The sequence below is a fragment of the Micromonospora sp. HM5-17 genome (assembly GCF_003762835.1).
In the GTDB taxonomy this organism is placed as follows: Bacteria; Actinomycetota; Actinomycetes; order Mycobacteriales; family Micromonosporaceae; genus Plantactinospora.
This window is the reverse complement of sequence record NZ_RJWA01000001.1, coordinates 416,341-430,715: the sequence shown is the minus strand read 5'-3', so window position 1 is coordinate 430,715 and position 14,375 is coordinate 416,341. Positions and strand designations below refer to the sequence as shown.

Below are 14,375 nucleotides of genomic sequence, written 5' to 3'. Positions count from 1 at the left end.
TGGATCAGGCTGTCCGGAGTTCCTCCACCGCGGTGCTGGTCCGCAGCAGGAGCAGGCTGACCAGCAGCAGGGTGAGTACGACCGCCAGGGCGACGCCGACGAACCCGGCAAGATCGCCGAGGGGCAGTGGCGCGGTGCGTACTATGGGCGGCAGTACGACGCAGTCGGTCGTCGAAGCCCCACACACGGTGCCCCAGTTGCTGCGGACCTCCCCACCGTAGAGGCTGCGTTGCAGGGTGATGCCGGTGACAGCCGCCAGCACGATGCCGGCCACCGCCGGGGTCAGGGTCTGCCAGGCCAGCGCCCGGCCCAGGACGGCGCGGGGCACGCCGGTGGCGACCAGTGCGGCCAGCTCCCGGCGCCGGCTCACGATCGACTCGGCCAACGCGACCAGCAGACCACCGGCGGCGATCACCAGGGCGACGGTGAGCGCGAGGTAGACCAGGTCGTGCGCTCCCTCGTAGAACGTGGTGTCCTGGGGTATGTACGGCTCACCCGTCCGTTCGGCGTCCCGCCGCCAGTACTCGGCATCCGCCGCGAACTCGGTGCTCATCCTGATCCGTACCCCGGAGGCGATCGCAGCGAAGAGTACGGCCGCCAGCAGCGCGGCGAGGGTACGGCTGCCGGTCCACGGATCGGCCATCAGCCGGCGCGCGGCGAGCAGCCCGGCGGGCCGGCGGGCGAACCGGTGCAGCAGTCGCCCGGTGACGTGGGCGATCCAGCCGGTGCCGGTGATAGTTCCGACGGTGACCGCCAGCGCCGCGACGAGGACGGCAAGTCCGAACAGGTCGTACGGCAGGCTGCGCCCGCTGCGGAGCAGGTACCTGGTCAGCGGTGCGAGCAGTGCGGCCGTCCCGAGCCCGCCGAGGATCAGCAGACCCGCCCAGGGACGTGGCGGCCGGGTCCGTACCCGGCGCACCACCCCGTACGGGGTCAGCACGACCCGGCGCAGCAGCAGCATCGCGATCAGCCCGGCCAGTACCGGAATGCCGGCCACCACGACGGCGAGTTGCCAGACAGGTGGCAGTACGTCGGTTGGCAGCGCGAGTTTGCCGTCCGGTCCCGGTGAGCCGAGGACCTGGCGACCGACCAGGTAGATCCCGAGCCCGGCGAGCGCGCCGAGGCCGCTGGCCAGGGCCGCCTCGGTGGCGGCGATCACGACCGCCTGCCGGGGCCCGGCGCCGGCCATCCGGAACGCCGCGAGTCGGCGGTCCCGGGCCGGTGCCCCGAATCGGGCGCACTGGCCGGCCAGGACCAGGACCGGAATGGTCAGCAGGACCAGCGTGGCCGCCACCCCGACCCGCAGTCCGGCCTCGGCGATCAGCGGGTTGCGGTACTGCGGCGAGACGTTTCTGCCGCCGTCGAGGACGGTCGGGATCGCGAGCACGGTCAGCGCGGCGAGGACCGCCAGGGTGGCGAGCGCGGCGCTCAGCCCGGTCAGCACCACCCGGATGGTGTCGGTTCGGCTACCGGCCAGGGCGAACCGGAGCAGCACGCCTGGCCTCACCGCCGTACCGCCGCGATGCCCAGGCCGGTCGGATCGACGACGCCGTCGCGCAGCGTCACCTCGCGGTCGGCGTACCCGGCGACCCGCGCGTCGTGGGTGACCAGTACGACGGTGGTCCGCTGCTCGCGGGCGAGCCGGACCAGCTGGCCAAGGACCTGCTCTCCGGCGAGGGTGTCGAGCGCACCGGTCGGTTCGTCGGCGAAGAGCACCCGGGGTTCGGTGACCAGGGCCCGGGCCAGCGCGCAGCGCTGCTGCTGGCCGCCGGACATCGTGCCGGGCCGCTGGTCGGCGAGGTCGGCGACGCCGAGCCGGTCCAACCAGGCCAGCGCCGCGGTCCGGGCGTCTCGGCGCCGGGCACCGGCGAGCAGCAGCGGCAGTGCCACGTTCTCGGCGGCGGTCAGCTCGGCGACGAGTTGACCGAACTGGAACAGCACCCCGAATTCGGTACGCCGCAGTCGGGCGCGTTCCTCCTCGGAGGTGGTGTCGATCCGCCGGCCCCGGTAGAACACCTCGCCGGCGTCGACCGGCATGATTCCGGCCAGGCAGTGCAGCAGGGTGGACTTGCCGCAACCGGACGGGCCGGTCACGGCGAGGATCTCGCCCTCGGCGACGTCGACGGTGACGCCGCGCAGGGCCGGGGTCGGGCCGTACGACTTCACCGCCGCCCGGGTGCCCAGGAAACTCATCGGGCCGTCACCTCCCGGTGCAGGTCGACGACCCGGTCCAGGGTGGTACGCAGCCACCGCAGGTCGGCGTCGAGATGGTTGATGCCGTAGTCGGCGGCGATCACGTCGGCGACCGACGCGGTCGGGTCGGTCTTGACGGCGGTGAGTTCCCGCAGTCGGGCGGCGTGCGCCTGCCGCTGTCGACTCAGGTAGTCGCGGGCCCGGCTGAGGTCAGCGACCAGCAGCGTGATGATCACCTTGGCCAGCAGCACGCTGTTCAGGTGTGGGAGTGGGGGTTCGACCGCACTGAGCCAGGTGTCCAGGGCGGCCTGTCCGGACGGGGTGATCGCGTACGACGTCCGGTCGGGTCCGGCCTCGCGGTCCTGGCCGGCCCGGACCACCAGGCCGTCCCGTTCCAGTCGGCCGAGGGTGGCGTAGACCTGCCCGTACGGCAGCGGTTTGGCCTTGGGCAGCCGCAGGTCGTAGTCGCGTTTGAGGTCGTAGCCGTGTTTCGGCCCGATCGCGAGCAGCCCGAGCAGTACGTGCGGAGTGGACATGCGGGCCACTATTCACTCAGTGAATAGTGGCCGTCAAGACCGGCCGGTGCCGGATGACGCGGTCGCGCGCCGTACCGGACCGGTGGGCGGCGCGGCGTGCCGGATTGGTGGGCCGCGCGGCCCGTCGGGCCGGGCCGGGCGGCACAATGGACAGCGTGCACCGAGCCGAGCCGCCGGGTGGGCAGATCCACCACACCGATCCGTTCGCCACTCCGGAGGGGCAACGGTCACCGATCCGGCGGTTCCGGGGCAGGCTGGCCGCACCGGTGACCCTGTGGACGGCGTACGCCCGACCGGCGGCCGGGGAGACCGCCCCGCCGGCGGCTACGCAGACCGCCCGAGCGGCCGGGCAGACCGCCCTGTTGACGGCTGGGCAGGCCGCCTCAGCGGCCGGGGAGACCGCCTCGCCGGCGGCCGGGGAACCGGCGGACCCGGCCGGGCTGACCGTCTCGTCGACGCTGGTCGCCGACGGGGATCCGCCCCGGCTGCTCGGCCTCGTCGACGAGGAGTCGGACCTGTGGGCGGCCGCCTCGGCCAGCGGCCGTTTCGCCGTCGCCCTGCTCGGGCCGGCGCACCGGCGGCTCGCGGACCGCTTCGCCGGGCTCTTCCCGGCCCCCGGTGGCCTCTTCGCCACCGGCGAGTGGACCCGGACACCGTACGGCCCGGTGCCGGCCGACGCCGGGGGCTGGGCCGGCTGCCGACTCGACGGGTTCCGGGCGTACGGCTGGGCGCTGCTGGTCGAGGCGACGATCGAGACGGTCGAGCTGACCGGGGATGCGGTCCCCCTGCTGCACCACCGGGGGCGCTACCGCGAACTCGCCGGCTGACGCCGCCGGAGGGCACCGCACCATCCGCGGTACGGCGACACCGGCGTCGCCCAGCGGCGTGACCGGCGTCACTGGGCGCAGCGACAGGTCCATTCGGCGCAGCCGCCGACCGGCCTGGCCGATCACCGTTCTCCGATGTCCGGAGCGCTTCATACCGTGCGCGAAACTCCGGACCCCTGTGAAGGTGGTGAGCCAGGATGTCCACGGACACGCCCGCGCCGGCGAGCGCCCCGCCCGACCGGTACGTCGCCATACAGCGATCGGACGAGTTCTCCGACCTGCGTAGGGCACTGCGCCGGTTCGTCTTTCCGATGACCGCGGCGTTCTTCCTCTGGTACGCCCTCTACGTGATCCTCTCCGCGTACGCGCGGGACTTCATGGGCACCAAGATCGTCGGTGCCATCAACGTCGCCCTCGTCTTCGGCCTGCTCCAGTTCGTCTCCACCTTCCTCATCGCGTGGCTGTACTCCCGCTACGCGGACCGGAAGCTGGATCCGCTCGCCAACCGGATCCGCGAGGACCTGGACGGCCCGGCGCAGCGGGACGGCGCGGAGAGCGAGGTGACCCGATGAGCGACCTGTTCCTGGCGGCGGAGGCGAGCGACACCACCGCCCGTACCCTGACCATCACGCTCTTCCTGGTCTTCGTCGCGGTGACCCTGGGGATCACCATCTGGGCCAGCCGGCAGACCAGGACGGCCACCGACTTCTACGCCGGCGGCCGGTCGTTCTCCGGTTTCCAGAACGGCATGGCGATCGGCGGCGACTACATGTCGGCGGCCTCCTTCCTCGGCATCGCCGGCCTCATCGCGCTCTACGGGTACGACGGCTTCCTCTACTCGATCGGCTTCCTGGTCGCCTGGCTGGTGGCGCTGCTCCTCGTCGCCGAGCTGCTGCGCAACTCGGGCCGGTACACGATGGCGGACGTCCTCGCGTTCCGGATGCGGCAGAAGCCGGTCCGGACGGCGGCGGCCGTCTCCACGATCACCGTCTCGATCTTCTACCTGCTCGCCCAGATGGTCGGGGCGGGCGCGCTGGTCGCGCTGCTGCTCGGTATCCGGCCCGGCACGACGTTCCTCGGCATGGACGCGGACGCGGCAAAGATCGCGACCATCATCCTGGTCGGCGCCCTGATGATCATCTACGTCACCGTGGGCGGGATGAAGGGCACCACCTACGTACAGATCGTCAAGGCGTTCCTGCTGATGAGCGGTGCGCTGGTCATGACGATCCTGGTGCTGGCGCACTACAGGTTCAACCTCTCCACCCTGCTCGGGGACGCCGCGGACGCCTCGGGCAAGGGCAGCGCCTTCCTCGAGCCGGGGCTACGGTACGGCGTGGAGGTCGCCGGTGACTCGGCGAAGACCTTCTACAACAAGATGGACCTGCTCTCGCTCGGCATCGCGCTCGTCCTCGGCACGGCCGGGCTGCCGCACATCCTGATCCGCTTCTACACCGTGCCGTCCGCCAGGGCCGCCCGGAAGAGCGTGCTCTGGGCGATCGGGATCATCGGCACCTTCTACCTGTTCACCCTGGCGCTGGGCTTCGGCGCGGCGGCCCTGGTCGGGCAGGAGGCGATCCGGGCCCAGGACACGACCGGCAACACGGCCGCACCGCAGCTCGCCCAGGCGCTCGGCGTCGACTTCCTCGGCGGCGACGTCGGTGGGGCGGCGCTGCTCGCGATCATCGCCGCGGTCGCCTTCGCCACCATCCTCGCGGTGGTCGCCGGGCTCACCCTCGCCTCGTCGTCCAGCCTCGCGCACGACTTCTACGCGAACGTGGTCAAGGACGGGCAGGCGTCCGAGCGGCAGGAGGTCAACGTCGCCCGGATCGCGGCGCTGGTGATCGGTGCGATCTCGATCGCGCTGTCGATCTTCGCGCAGGACCTGAACGTGGCCTTCCTGGTCGCCCTCGCCTTCGCGGTGGCGGCCTCCGGGAACCTGCCGGCAATCCTCTACACCCTCTTCTGGCGGCGGTTCAACACCTCTGGCGCGGTGTGGGCGATCTACGGCGGTCTGGTCAGCGCGGTCGGGTTGGTCTTCTTCTCCCCGGTGGTCTCCGGGGCGCCGAGCGCGATGTTCCCGAACCACGACTGGCAGTGGTTCCCGCTGTCGAACCCGGGCATCATCTCGATCCCGGTCGGCTTCCTCTGCGGCTGGCTCGGCACCCTCCTCTCGAAGGAATCGGACACCGAGAAGTACGCCGAACTCGAGGTCCGGGCCCTCACCGGCTCGGGATCGCACTGACCGTACGTCATTGTCTGGTAACGGGTGGTGTCGGGTGCGGCGATCACCCGGCACCACCCGCCACGCCCGGTCGCGCCGGCGTTTCCACGCCCGTCGAACCGGATCGCCGGGCTCCGCCGGAGGCGCTCCCTCGCCCCTGTCAGAGATCAGCATGGTGGGTAGGCTGGCGCCATGGTGGTAGCCCAGCGCTTCGGAGCAGAACACCGGATCCTCGTCACCGGCGGCGCCGGATTCGTTCCATCGCACCTGGTCGACGCCCTGATCGCGCGTGGCTGCACGGTGGTGGCGGTGGACAACTTCGTCACCGGGTCGAAGGAGAACGTCGCCCACCTGGTCGACCACCCACGCTTCACCCTCATCGAGGCCGATGTCTCGGACGGGCTGCCCGGCCATCATCCGGCGATCGCCGAGCGGTTCGACGCGATCATGCACCTCGCCTCGCCGGCGAGTCCCACCGACTTCACCACGCTGCCGATCGAGATCCTCCGGGTCGGCTCACTCGCCACCCTGCACCTGCTCGACCGGGCCGTCGCCGACCGGGCCCGGTTCATCCTCGCCTCCACCTCCGAGGCGTACGGCGACCCGCAGGTGCACCCGCAGCCCGAGACGTACTGGGGCAACGTCAACCCGGTCGGCATCCGCAGCGTGTACGACGAGGCCAAGCGCTTCGCCGAGGCCGCCACCATGGCGTACCACCGCTACCACGGGCTCGACGTCGGCATCGTCCGGATCTTCAACACGTACGGCCCCCGGATGCGCCCCGACGACGGCCGGGCGATCCCCACCTTCATCACCCAGGCGCTGCGCGGCGAGCCGCTGACCGTGCACGGCACCGGGGCCCAGACCCGCTCGATCTGCTACGTCGACGATCTGGTCCGGGGCATCCTGCTGCTCCTCGACTCGACCGAGACCGGTCCGATCAACTGCGGCACCGAGCACGAGGTGTCGATGCGGGAGCTGGCCGAGACGATCGTGGCCCTCACCGGAAGTGAGTCGAGGATCACGTACGTCGCCCGGACCGCGGACGACCCGGAGATGCGCCGGCCGGATCTGACCCTGGCCCGGACCCGGCTCGGCTACGAGCCCACGGTCTCGCCGCGGGAAGGGCTGCGTCGCACCATCGCGCATTTCGCCCAACGGCTGAGCTGACGGACAGCACGGTCACCGGCCGAACCGACCAGACCGCGACATCCGCGGGGTCGATCCGCACCGCGGGCGACTGGAAAGGGGCGCGGGATCGTACCAGATTCGCGCCATCCCCGGACGTGGCGCCCAGGGAATTCTTGGTTTCGCTCCGTACCCTGGGCTCATGTTCGCGAGCCATCCCCCGAACGGGTCCGCCTCCGGCTACCGGATGACGGCCGCCGGATCCGCCGGCCGGGCGTCGGTGCCCGGCTCCGGCACGGCCAACCCGAGCCGGATCTCGGGCCGTGCCCCGGTCGGGATACCGGACCAGGCCCGTCCCGGGTACGACAGCCCCGGCGGCCCGATCGGTCCCGGCGGTCCCGGCGGTCCCGGTGGCCCCGGCGGCCCGGGAATGCCCGGCGGTCCCGCCCGGCGTGGCCCCCGGCCCCACTGGAAGCGGATCGCCCTCGTCGCCGGCATCGCGGTGCTGGTGCTGGGCCTGCTCGCCGGTGGCGGCCTCTGGGCGTACGTCAGGGGCCTCGACAACGACCTGAAGCGGACCGACCCCTTCGCCGAGCTGGCCGGCGGCCGCCCCAAGTCGGTCAGCGGCGCGCTGAACATCCTGTTGGTCGGAAGCGACTCGCGGGACCCGGACGCCCCGGTCGACCGGGCCAGCAAGTGGCGGGCCGACACGATCATCGTGATGCACATCCCCGCCAGCCACGACAAGGCGTACCTGGTCTCGATCCCGCGTGACCTCTACGTACCCATCCCGGAGAGCGCCGGGGCCGACTGCGGCAGCGGCGAGCGCCACAAGATCAACGCCGCCTTCGCGTTCGGTGGTCTTCCGCTGGCGGTCCGCACCGTGGAGTGCTTCACCGACGTCCGGATCGACCACGTCGTGGCGATCGACTTCGCCGGCTTCAAGGAGGTGACCGACGCGCTCGGCGGGGTCGAGCTGACCGTCGAACGCGACATCACCTCGATCCACAAGCCGTACCGGAAGTTCAAGAAGGGCGTCAACCACATGAACGGGGCCGAGGCGCTGGACTGGATCCGGCAGCGCAAGCAGTTCCCGGACGGTGACTTCGCCCGGATGCGGCACCAGCAGGAGTTCCTGCGTGCCCTGATGGACAAGGCGGTCAGCACGGGCACGCTGACCAACCCGGCCAAGCTGAACGCGTTCCTGAGGTCGGTGACGAACGCGGTGACCGTGGACGAGGACTTCTCCCTGGTTGACATGGCGATCCAGTTCCGGGGCCTGCGCAGCGAGAACCTGCACTTCCTCACCAGCCCGCACCTCGGCAGCCAGATGGTCAACGGCGAGTCGGTGGTGGTCTCCGACCGGGAGAAGGCGCTCGCCATGTACCAGGCGATGGCGAACGACACCATGGACGCGTGGGTCCAGGCGAACCCGACCAAGGGCCCGGCCAACGGCGGGTAGCGCGCGCCGGACGAAACGGGACGCTCGGTCCGGCGGCGCCCGAATTTGGCGCGGCGGTGTCGGCGGGTCCGCCGGCCGGTCGTCTCCGGCGGGTGCCGCCGACCGCACACCACCGTCGAAAACCGCAAAAGCCACGAGACAACCAAACCGGGCCTTTAGCCTGAGGTGAGAAAGCTTCACCGAGCCGGTCCGGGGAGGGGTCACGTTCAGGTTCAGACGGTCGACTCCGGGTGAGCCCGAGTGGCCACGACGCGATGCCACCGCCGGCTCCGGCCCCCGGGAGGAGGACGCCGAGCCGGCCCGACCGCGCCGTACACCGGCCTGGGCCAAGCTGGCGCTCGGATGCGGAGTGGTCCTGGTGCTGATCTCCGGCATCGGCGGCGTGGGCCTGCGGGTGCTGGCCAGCCGCTACGACAACGCGGTGATCAAGGAGTTGCTCCTCGATCCGACCGCCCGGCAGGAACGCGGAGACATCTCCGGGCCGCTCAACTACCTGCTGGTCGGCTCGGACGAGCGGGTGAACGCCGCGCCGGGGACGGACCAACGCTCCGACACGATCATGATCGCCCACCTGCCGGCCGGGCTGGACCGGGCGTACCTGATCTCCGTACCCCGGGATCTGCTGGTCGACATCCCACCGGCACCGGCCGGCGGCTGGCCCGGCGGCGCAGACAAGATCAACGCGGCGTTCCAGTACGGCGGCGGCGGGCAGGGCGGCACGCGGCTGCTCTCGGCAACCCTGAGCCGGCTCACCGGGATCCGGTTCGACGGCGCCGCCCTGGTCAACTTCGCCGGCTTCCAGCGCGCGATCGACCTCCTCGGCGGGGTCCGGATCTGCGTCGACACCGAGGTCCGCTCGATCCACACCCGGGCTGTCTTCACCCCCGGCTGCCACGAGATGACCGGCGCCCAGGCACTCGACTTCGCGCGTCAGCGCTACGACCTGCCCAACGGCGACTTCGACCGGCAGCGACACCAGCAGCAGGTACTCCGGGCGATGATGGAGAAGGCGACCACGACCGACATGCTGCGCAATCCGCTCCGCCTGGATCAGGTGATCCGGGCGATCGGCTCCTCCTTCACCGTCGACACCAACGGCATGGCGCTGGATGATCTGGTCTTCGGGATGCGCCGGATGCGCGCCGATCAGCTGCGCGGAATCCAGTTGCCGTCACACGCCGACACGATCGACGAGGTCTCGTACGTGCTGATGGACGAGTCGGCGAACAGTCTCTTCGCCTCGGTCCGCAACGCCGACCTGGACGACTGGGCCCGCGCCAACCCGAGGTGGGTCAATCGGCTCTAGACCGGCAACCGGCTCCAGACCCCGGCGGCCGGCGCGGCGAGCGTCGTCGACACCCCACCGTCGGACGCGACAGCCGGCGGCGGTGGGTGCCAACCACGGGCGTCTACGCTTGGTAACCGTGTTCGCAGCCAACATTCCCGCGGTGGCTCCGGCCGAGGTGCCCGCCGACGCCTACCTGCTCGACGTCCGGGAGCCGGACGAGTGGGCGGCCGGGCATGCCCCCGGTGCCCATCACCTGCCGATGATGGAGATTCCCGCACGGCTGTCCGAGATCCCCACCGAGGGCGAGGTCGTGGTGGTCTGCCGCTCCGGCGGCCGCTCCGCCCAGGTGGTGGGCTACCTGATGAGCAACGGATGGGACAACGTCCGCAATCTCGACGGTGGAATGCGCGGGTGGGCCGCGGCCGGCCACCCGTTGCAGAGCGAGGACGGCCGGCCCGCGCGGGTCATCTGAGCGCGGCACCCCGGCGAGCGCGAGGAGCACGCCGGGCCCGCGTCGGCGCTGAACGCGGCGGGTAACCGGGTCTACGTGTGGACCGTCAACGACGAGACGGCGGTCGACCCCGCGGTGGCCCGCGGGGTCGACGGGATCATCACCGGCCGGCCATGGTCCTCGGCCGGCTGGGGCGCCGACGCACCCGGTACTGCCCAACGTTCGACGGACCGGGCAGACTTCGGGGCATGCCGGAACACCCCGACTACCCCGCCCTCGTCGCCGGCTGCACCGCCGTCCTGGAGGCGATCAACTCTGGCGAGCAGGGCCTCTCCATCCTCGACCGCCTGCTCCGGTCCGCGGCACAGACGCTCGACACTCCGGGTCTCGCCTTCGTCGAGTACGGCCCCAGTGGTGGACGGGTCGTCGCCGCCATCGGCGCCGCCGGCTGGGCGATCGGTCATCCCCTACCACCCGCCGACCAGGTCGCCGCCCCGCTGCTCACCGGGCCGCCGGTGCAGGCGCTGGAGGTCGAGGTGCTTCCCGCGGAGCTGGCCCACCAGTTGGACGGGGCCGGCCTGCGGCACGTTCTCGCCGCCCGGGTGGAGATCTCCGGCCTGACCATCGGCGCGCTCTACGCGTTCTACCCGGACGCGACGCGGCTGGACTGCGCCGAGCACCGGGCCGTACTGGGCTTCCTGGCCGCCGGCGCCGCGCACCTCTACCGCGACCAGGCCGGGCTGCCGGTGCACGGCGACGGCAGCGTGGTGGCCGCGCTCGCCGACGGCCTGGCGATCGTCAACCGGGACGGCATCGTCCAGCTCTGGAATCCGGCGGCGGAGCGGGTGACCGGGCTGCGCGCCGCCGAGGTGCTCGACCAGCCGCTGCCGATCCCGGTGCCGCCGCCCGGCCAGGTCCTCGACCATCGGCTCCCCGACGGACGCTGGTTGACAATCACGGCGGGCGACCTGCCCGGCGCGACCGGCGCCCGGGTCGTCACCTTCTCCGACAGCAGCGACCAGCAGCTCCGCGACCACGACCGGGACCTCTTCGTCGCGGTGACCAGCCACGAACTCCGTACCCCGGTCACCGTGATCAAGGGGTACGCCGACACCCTGACCACCCACTGGGACTCGCTGTCGGAGTCGGACCGCCGCCAGGCGGCCGGGGTGATCGGCCAGCGTGCCGGCGAGCTGGCCCGACTGGTGGACCGGCTCCTGGCCAGCACCAACGACGCCGGCAGGGTCGGCGGATCACCGCCGATGCCCTTCGACCTGGTGGAGGCGCTGCGCGCGGCCGCCGACAACCTCCCGACGGAGCTGCGTCACCGGCTGGTCGTCCGCCTCCCGGAACAGTTGCCGAAGGCGCTCGGCGACCGGGCCAGCCTCGACACGGTGCTGACCGAGCTGGTCACCAACGCCGGCAAGTACTCGCCGGAGGGCACGCCGGTGGAGTTGACCGCCGAGGCGGACCGACGGACCGTGGCGTTCCGGGTGAGCGACCGGGGCATCGGGGTCCGTCCAGACCACGTGGAGCGGGCGTTCGAACGGTTCTGGCAGGCCGACTCGGGGGACCGGCGCCGCTACCCGGGCGCCGGGCTCGGGCTCTACCTCGTCCGCCGGATCGTCGAACGGCAGAACGGATGGGTTTCGCTGCGGCCCCGCGACGGGGGCGGTACCGTCGCGGAGGTGCGGCTGCCCCGAGGGTGACCCGCGTCGCCTGACCCGCGCCACGGAGGAGGGTCCGCCGGGTCGTCGATCCGGTCCGGTGGCGCGGTCCCCGACCGTCTCGCCGCGTTCCGACCGACCGTCCGGACCCGGACACCGCCGCACCACGCCCGGCGGCGGACCGCCCGACACCGGTTCCACGCCGCGCTCCGGTCGCCCCGGGGATCCGGGGCGACCCATGGGCAGGTCGGGCGCGGGATGCGCCGCCGGGTACGCGAGCCCGTCCGGATACGCCTAGGCTGTCTCGCCGTGGGCAAGCGTCGAAAGAGTCACCGGTCCGCCGCCGCGGACGCCACGGCCACCGGAAACCAGGCGAGCAGGTCCGAGAAGCGGCAGAAGATCCGGGATGTCTTCGTACCCCGACCCTTCGAGGGGCTGACCGACGAGGTGGAGTGGATCGCCCTCCGGGAGCTGGTCCCGGCCGCCTCCGCTCCGCTCACCCTCCGCCCGGAGCTGGTCGAGGAGTACGGCGACCGCCCGGTCACCCTCGCCACCGTCCTGCCGATGGCGATGCCGGCGATCGCCAAGCCGGACGGGCGGATCTTCCTCGGGTTGCAGCGGCACGTGCAGTCCGGCGACGTCTCCCGGGACCTGGCCGAGGCGCTGCTCTGCGCACTGCGTACCGAGCCCGGCGGGACGGTCTCGGTGCCGGCGCTCCCCGGTGAGGGGCCCCGGCTGCAGGACGTCCTGGTCGACGGGCCGCTCGACATCACCATGCACGACGGCTTCGAGTTCTGGCTCGATCCGGGTGCCGACGAGGACCCGAACGTGAAGGCGTCGCTGGAGCGGGCGAACGCCTCGATCTACCCGACCGCCCGGCTCACCGCCGCACCCGCCGCCTACTGGTGTCAGGTCAGCGACAAGAGCCACGTCCGCTGGGTGCTGCCGGACGACGAGGACGCGGCGCTCGCCGCGCTGTCCCGGCTCTCCGCCGCCGGCGAGCTGACGCTGGGCGACCAGACGAGGTTCGCCGGGATGTTCCGGGCACACGGCCGGCTCGTACCGGTCTGGGATCTTCCCCGCGATCCGGGCCCGGAGCGGTGGGAGGAACCGGTGGCGGAGTTCGCCAAACGGTACGCGGCCGCGCTCGCCGACCCGTCCGAACTCGACGCCGCCGCGCGCCGGGCACGGCAGGGACTGCTCGGACGGCAGCTCACACTCCGGTGAGCTGACCGACCCGGTCGACCCGGCTGAACGTCACCGGACGCAGCGGATCCCGGACCAGCGGGCAGGACATGCAGCGTGGTCCGCCCCGTCCCGACCCGAGCTCGGAGCCGGCGATCCGGATCACCTCGATGCCGGCCCGCTCCAGTTGCGCGTTGGTCTCGACGTTCCGCTCGTACGCCACGCAGAGCCGGGGTGCGATCGCCAGGGTGTTGTTGCCGTCGTCCCACTGCTCCCGTTCCGCGGTGACCGGATCCAGCCCGGTGTCGATCACCCGCAGGGTGTCCAGATCCATCGCGTCCGCCGCGGCGCGCAGGAACGGCGCCGGTCCGTCGAGCTGGAGTTCGCCGTCGGCGCCGGCGATCACCGTGTACGCCGACAGCGTCTCCGCCACCTGTGGATACATCAGCACGGCGTCGACGTCGACCATCGTGCAGACGGTGTCCAGGTGCATGGTGGCGCGCTCCTGCGCGATCGGCACGACCAGGACGGTGTGCGCCAGGCCGGCGGCGAAGACCCGCCGGGCGAGGCGCTCGGCCCCGGCGGGGGTGGTCCGCTCGCCGACTCCGACCGCCACCACCCCGGGCGCCAGCAGCAGGACGTCGCCGCCCTCCAGCGGCTCCAGCTCCGGCTCGTAGACGAGGGAGGTCCCGGCGAAGCGCGGATGGTACCGGTAGATCGCGTCGGTCAGGCTGGTCTCACGGCGGCGGGCCGGCATGGCGAGGCTGGTCACCGCGGCGTGGTCGCCGATCCAGGTGGACGAGTCCCGGGTGAAGAGGAGGTTCGGTAGCGGGTCGATGACGAAGTCCTGGCGGTGCATCAGCCGGTACACCAGCCCACCGCCGCGGTCCCAGCCGAGCCGCAGCTCCTCGTGGGCCAGCCCGGCGATCAGCACCCCGGCCAACGCCACGGGGTCGAGGTACGACAGGTGCTCGGCGACGCGGCGACGCAGCGTGTCGCCGAGCCGTGGATCGGCGAGGACGCGCTCGGTGAGTTCGGCCCGGGCCTCCGGCACGGCCAGCGTCTCGGCGAGCAGGGTGTCGAGGTAGAGCACCTCGACCCCGCGCCGGCCCAGCGCGGCGGCGAACGCGTCGTGCTCCTCCTGTGCCCGCCCGACCCACGGGATGGCGTCGAAGAGGAGTGAGTCGGTGTTCCGGGGCGTGAGTCGGGCGAGTTCCGGTCCGGGGCGGTGCAGCAGGACCGTACGCAGCCGGCCCACCTCGCTGTCCACGAAATGGGTCATCCTCGCAGCGTAGGGCAGGAGTTGGCACTATCCGGGAAAAAGGGCTTCGGATGAATAGGGCATTCATCCACACTCACTCCGGCGCTGCGACTTGCCGACCCCCAGGTGTCGCCACGTACCGTAGTGAGAAGA

At 72.0% G+C, this 14,375-nt stretch carries 13 protein-coding genes and 1 pseudogene; 10 read left to right on the top strand and 4 right to left on the bottom strand.

Features of this window, described 5'->3' with window-relative positions; all coding sequences use genetic code 11:
* Positions 1-4: 4 nt before the first annotated feature.
* Genes EF879_RS02005 through EF879_RS01995 form a run of 3 tightly spaced genes read right to left on the bottom strand, consistent with a single transcriptional unit; the run spans position 5 to position 2,729 of the window.
* Complete coding sequence (locus EF879_RS02005) at positions 5-1,507, bottom strand: FtsX-like permease family protein (RefSeq protein WP_123554043.1); 1,503 nt, start codon at positions 1,505-1,507, stop codon at positions 5-7.
* Positions 1,504-2,193, bottom strand: a complete 690-nt coding sequence (locus EF879_RS02000; RefSeq protein ID WP_123554042.1) for an ABC transporter ATP-binding protein — start codon at positions 2,191-2,193, stop codon at positions 1,504-1,506. Before EF879_RS02000 ends, EF879_RS02005 begins: the two co-directional genes overlap by 4 nt.
* On the bottom strand, positions 2,190-2,729 hold the full coding sequence (locus tag EF879_RS01995) for a helix-turn-helix transcriptional regulator (RefSeq protein ID WP_123554040.1): 540 nt from the start codon (positions 2,727-2,729) through the stop codon (positions 2,190-2,192). Before EF879_RS01995 ends, EF879_RS02000 begins: the two co-directional genes overlap by 4 nt.
* A 155-nt stretch (positions 2,730-2,884) precedes the next feature.
* Here EF879_RS01995 and EF879_RS01990 point away from each other — a divergent pair, with 155 nt between their 5' ends.
* The 10 genes and pseudogenes from EF879_RS01990 to EF879_RS01945 all read left to right on the top strand — a co-directional run bounded on the left by EF879_RS01990 (position 2,885) and on the right by EF879_RS01945 (position 13,003).
* On the top strand, positions 2,885-3,556 hold the full coding sequence (locus EF879_RS01990) for a flavin reductase family protein (RefSeq protein WP_233604170.1): 672 nt from the start codon (positions 2,885-2,887) through the stop codon (positions 3,554-3,556).
* A gap of 197 nt (positions 3,557-3,753) precedes the next feature.
* Positions 3,754-4,128, top strand: a complete 375-nt coding sequence (locus EF879_RS01985) for a DUF485 domain-containing protein (RefSeq protein WP_123554035.1) — start codon at positions 3,754-3,756, stop codon at positions 4,126-4,128.
* Positions 4,125-5,801 (top strand): cation acetate symporter, encoded by a 1,677-nt coding sequence (locus EF879_RS01980; protein WP_123554034.1) that lies wholly within the window; start codon positions 4,125-4,127, stop codon positions 5,799-5,801. Before EF879_RS01985 ends, EF879_RS01980 begins: the two co-directional genes overlap by 4 nt.
* A gap of 171 nt (positions 5,802-5,972) precedes the next feature.
* Positions 5,973-6,950, top strand: coding sequence for a UDP-glucuronic acid decarboxylase family protein (locus EF879_RS01975; RefSeq protein ID WP_123554031.1), 978 nt, complete (start codon positions 5,973-5,975; stop codon positions 6,948-6,950).
* Positions 6,951-7,110: 160 nt separating this feature from the next.
* A complete protein-coding gene (locus tag EF879_RS01970) occupies positions 7,111-8,370 on the top strand; it encodes an LCP family protein (protein WP_233604169.1) in 1,260 nt (419 codons plus the stop codon).
* Positions 8,371-8,728: 358 nt separating this feature from the next.
* On the top strand, positions 8,729-9,676 hold the full coding sequence (locus EF879_RS01965; RefSeq protein ID WP_123555252.1) for an LCP family protein: 948 nt from the start codon (positions 8,729-8,731) through the stop codon (positions 9,674-9,676).
* A 118-nt stretch (positions 9,677-9,794) separates the two neighbouring features.
* A complete protein-coding gene (locus EF879_RS01960) occupies positions 9,795-10,130 on the top strand; it encodes a rhodanese-like domain-containing protein (protein WP_123554029.1) in 336 nt (111 codons plus the stop codon).
* Positions 10,131-10,175: 45 nt separating this feature from the next.
* Positions 10,176-10,283, top strand: a pseudogene (locus EF879_RS27905) (glycerophosphodiester phosphodiesterase family protein); the annotation flags it as partial.
* Positions 10,284-10,357: 74 nt separating this feature from the next.
* A complete protein-coding gene (locus EF879_RS01955; protein WP_123554027.1) occupies positions 10,358-11,818 on the top strand; it encodes a PAS domain-containing sensor histidine kinase in 1,461 nt (486 codons plus the stop codon).
* Positions 11,819-12,085: 267 nt separating this feature from the next.
* Positions 12,086-13,003, top strand: coding sequence for a DUF5926 family protein (locus tag EF879_RS01945; RefSeq protein WP_123554025.1), 918 nt, complete (start codon positions 12,086-12,088; stop codon positions 13,001-13,003).
* Here EF879_RS01945 and EF879_RS01940 read toward each other — a convergent pair.
* Positions 12,990-14,243 (bottom strand): arginine deiminase, encoded by a 1,254-nt coding sequence (locus EF879_RS01940; RefSeq protein WP_123554023.1) that lies wholly within the window; start codon positions 14,241-14,243, stop codon positions 12,990-12,992. The two genes, EF879_RS01945 and EF879_RS01940, sit on opposite strands and share 14 nt — an antisense overlap.
* Positions 14,244-14,375 lie beyond the last annotated feature (132 nt).

Bases quoted from the DNA above. Each gene is read 5' to 3' on its own strand.
- EF879_RS01970 (WP_233604169.1), top strand. From the start codon at position 7,111: ATGTTCGCGAGCCATCCCCCGAACGGGTCCGCCTCCGGCTACCGGATG.
- EF879_RS02000 (WP_123554042.1), bottom strand. From the start codon at position 2,193: ATGAGTTTCCTGGGCACCCGGGCGGCGGTGAAGTCGTACGGCCCGACC.
- EF879_RS01985 (WP_123554035.1), top strand. From the start codon at position 3,754: ATGTCCACGGACACGCCCGCGCCGGCGAGCGCCCCGCCCGACCGGTAC.
- EF879_RS01995 (WP_123554040.1), bottom strand. From the start codon at position 2,729: ATGTCCACTCCGCACGTACTGCTCGGGCTGCTCGCGATCGGGCCGAAA.
- EF879_RS01955 (WP_123554027.1), top strand. From the start codon at position 10,358: ATGCCGGAACACCCCGACTACCCCGCCCTCGTCGCCGGCTGCACCGCC.
- EF879_RS01940 (WP_123554023.1), bottom strand. From the start codon at position 14,243: ATGACCCATTTCGTGGACAGCGAGGTGGGCCGGCTGCGTACGGTCCTG.
- EF879_RS01980 (WP_123554034.1), top strand. From the start codon at position 4,125: ATGAGCGACCTGTTCCTGGCGGCGGAGGCGAGCGACACCACCGCCCGT.
- EF879_RS01975 (WP_123554031.1), top strand. From the start codon at position 5,973: ATGGTGGTAGCCCAGCGCTTCGGAGCAGAACACCGGATCCTCGTCACC.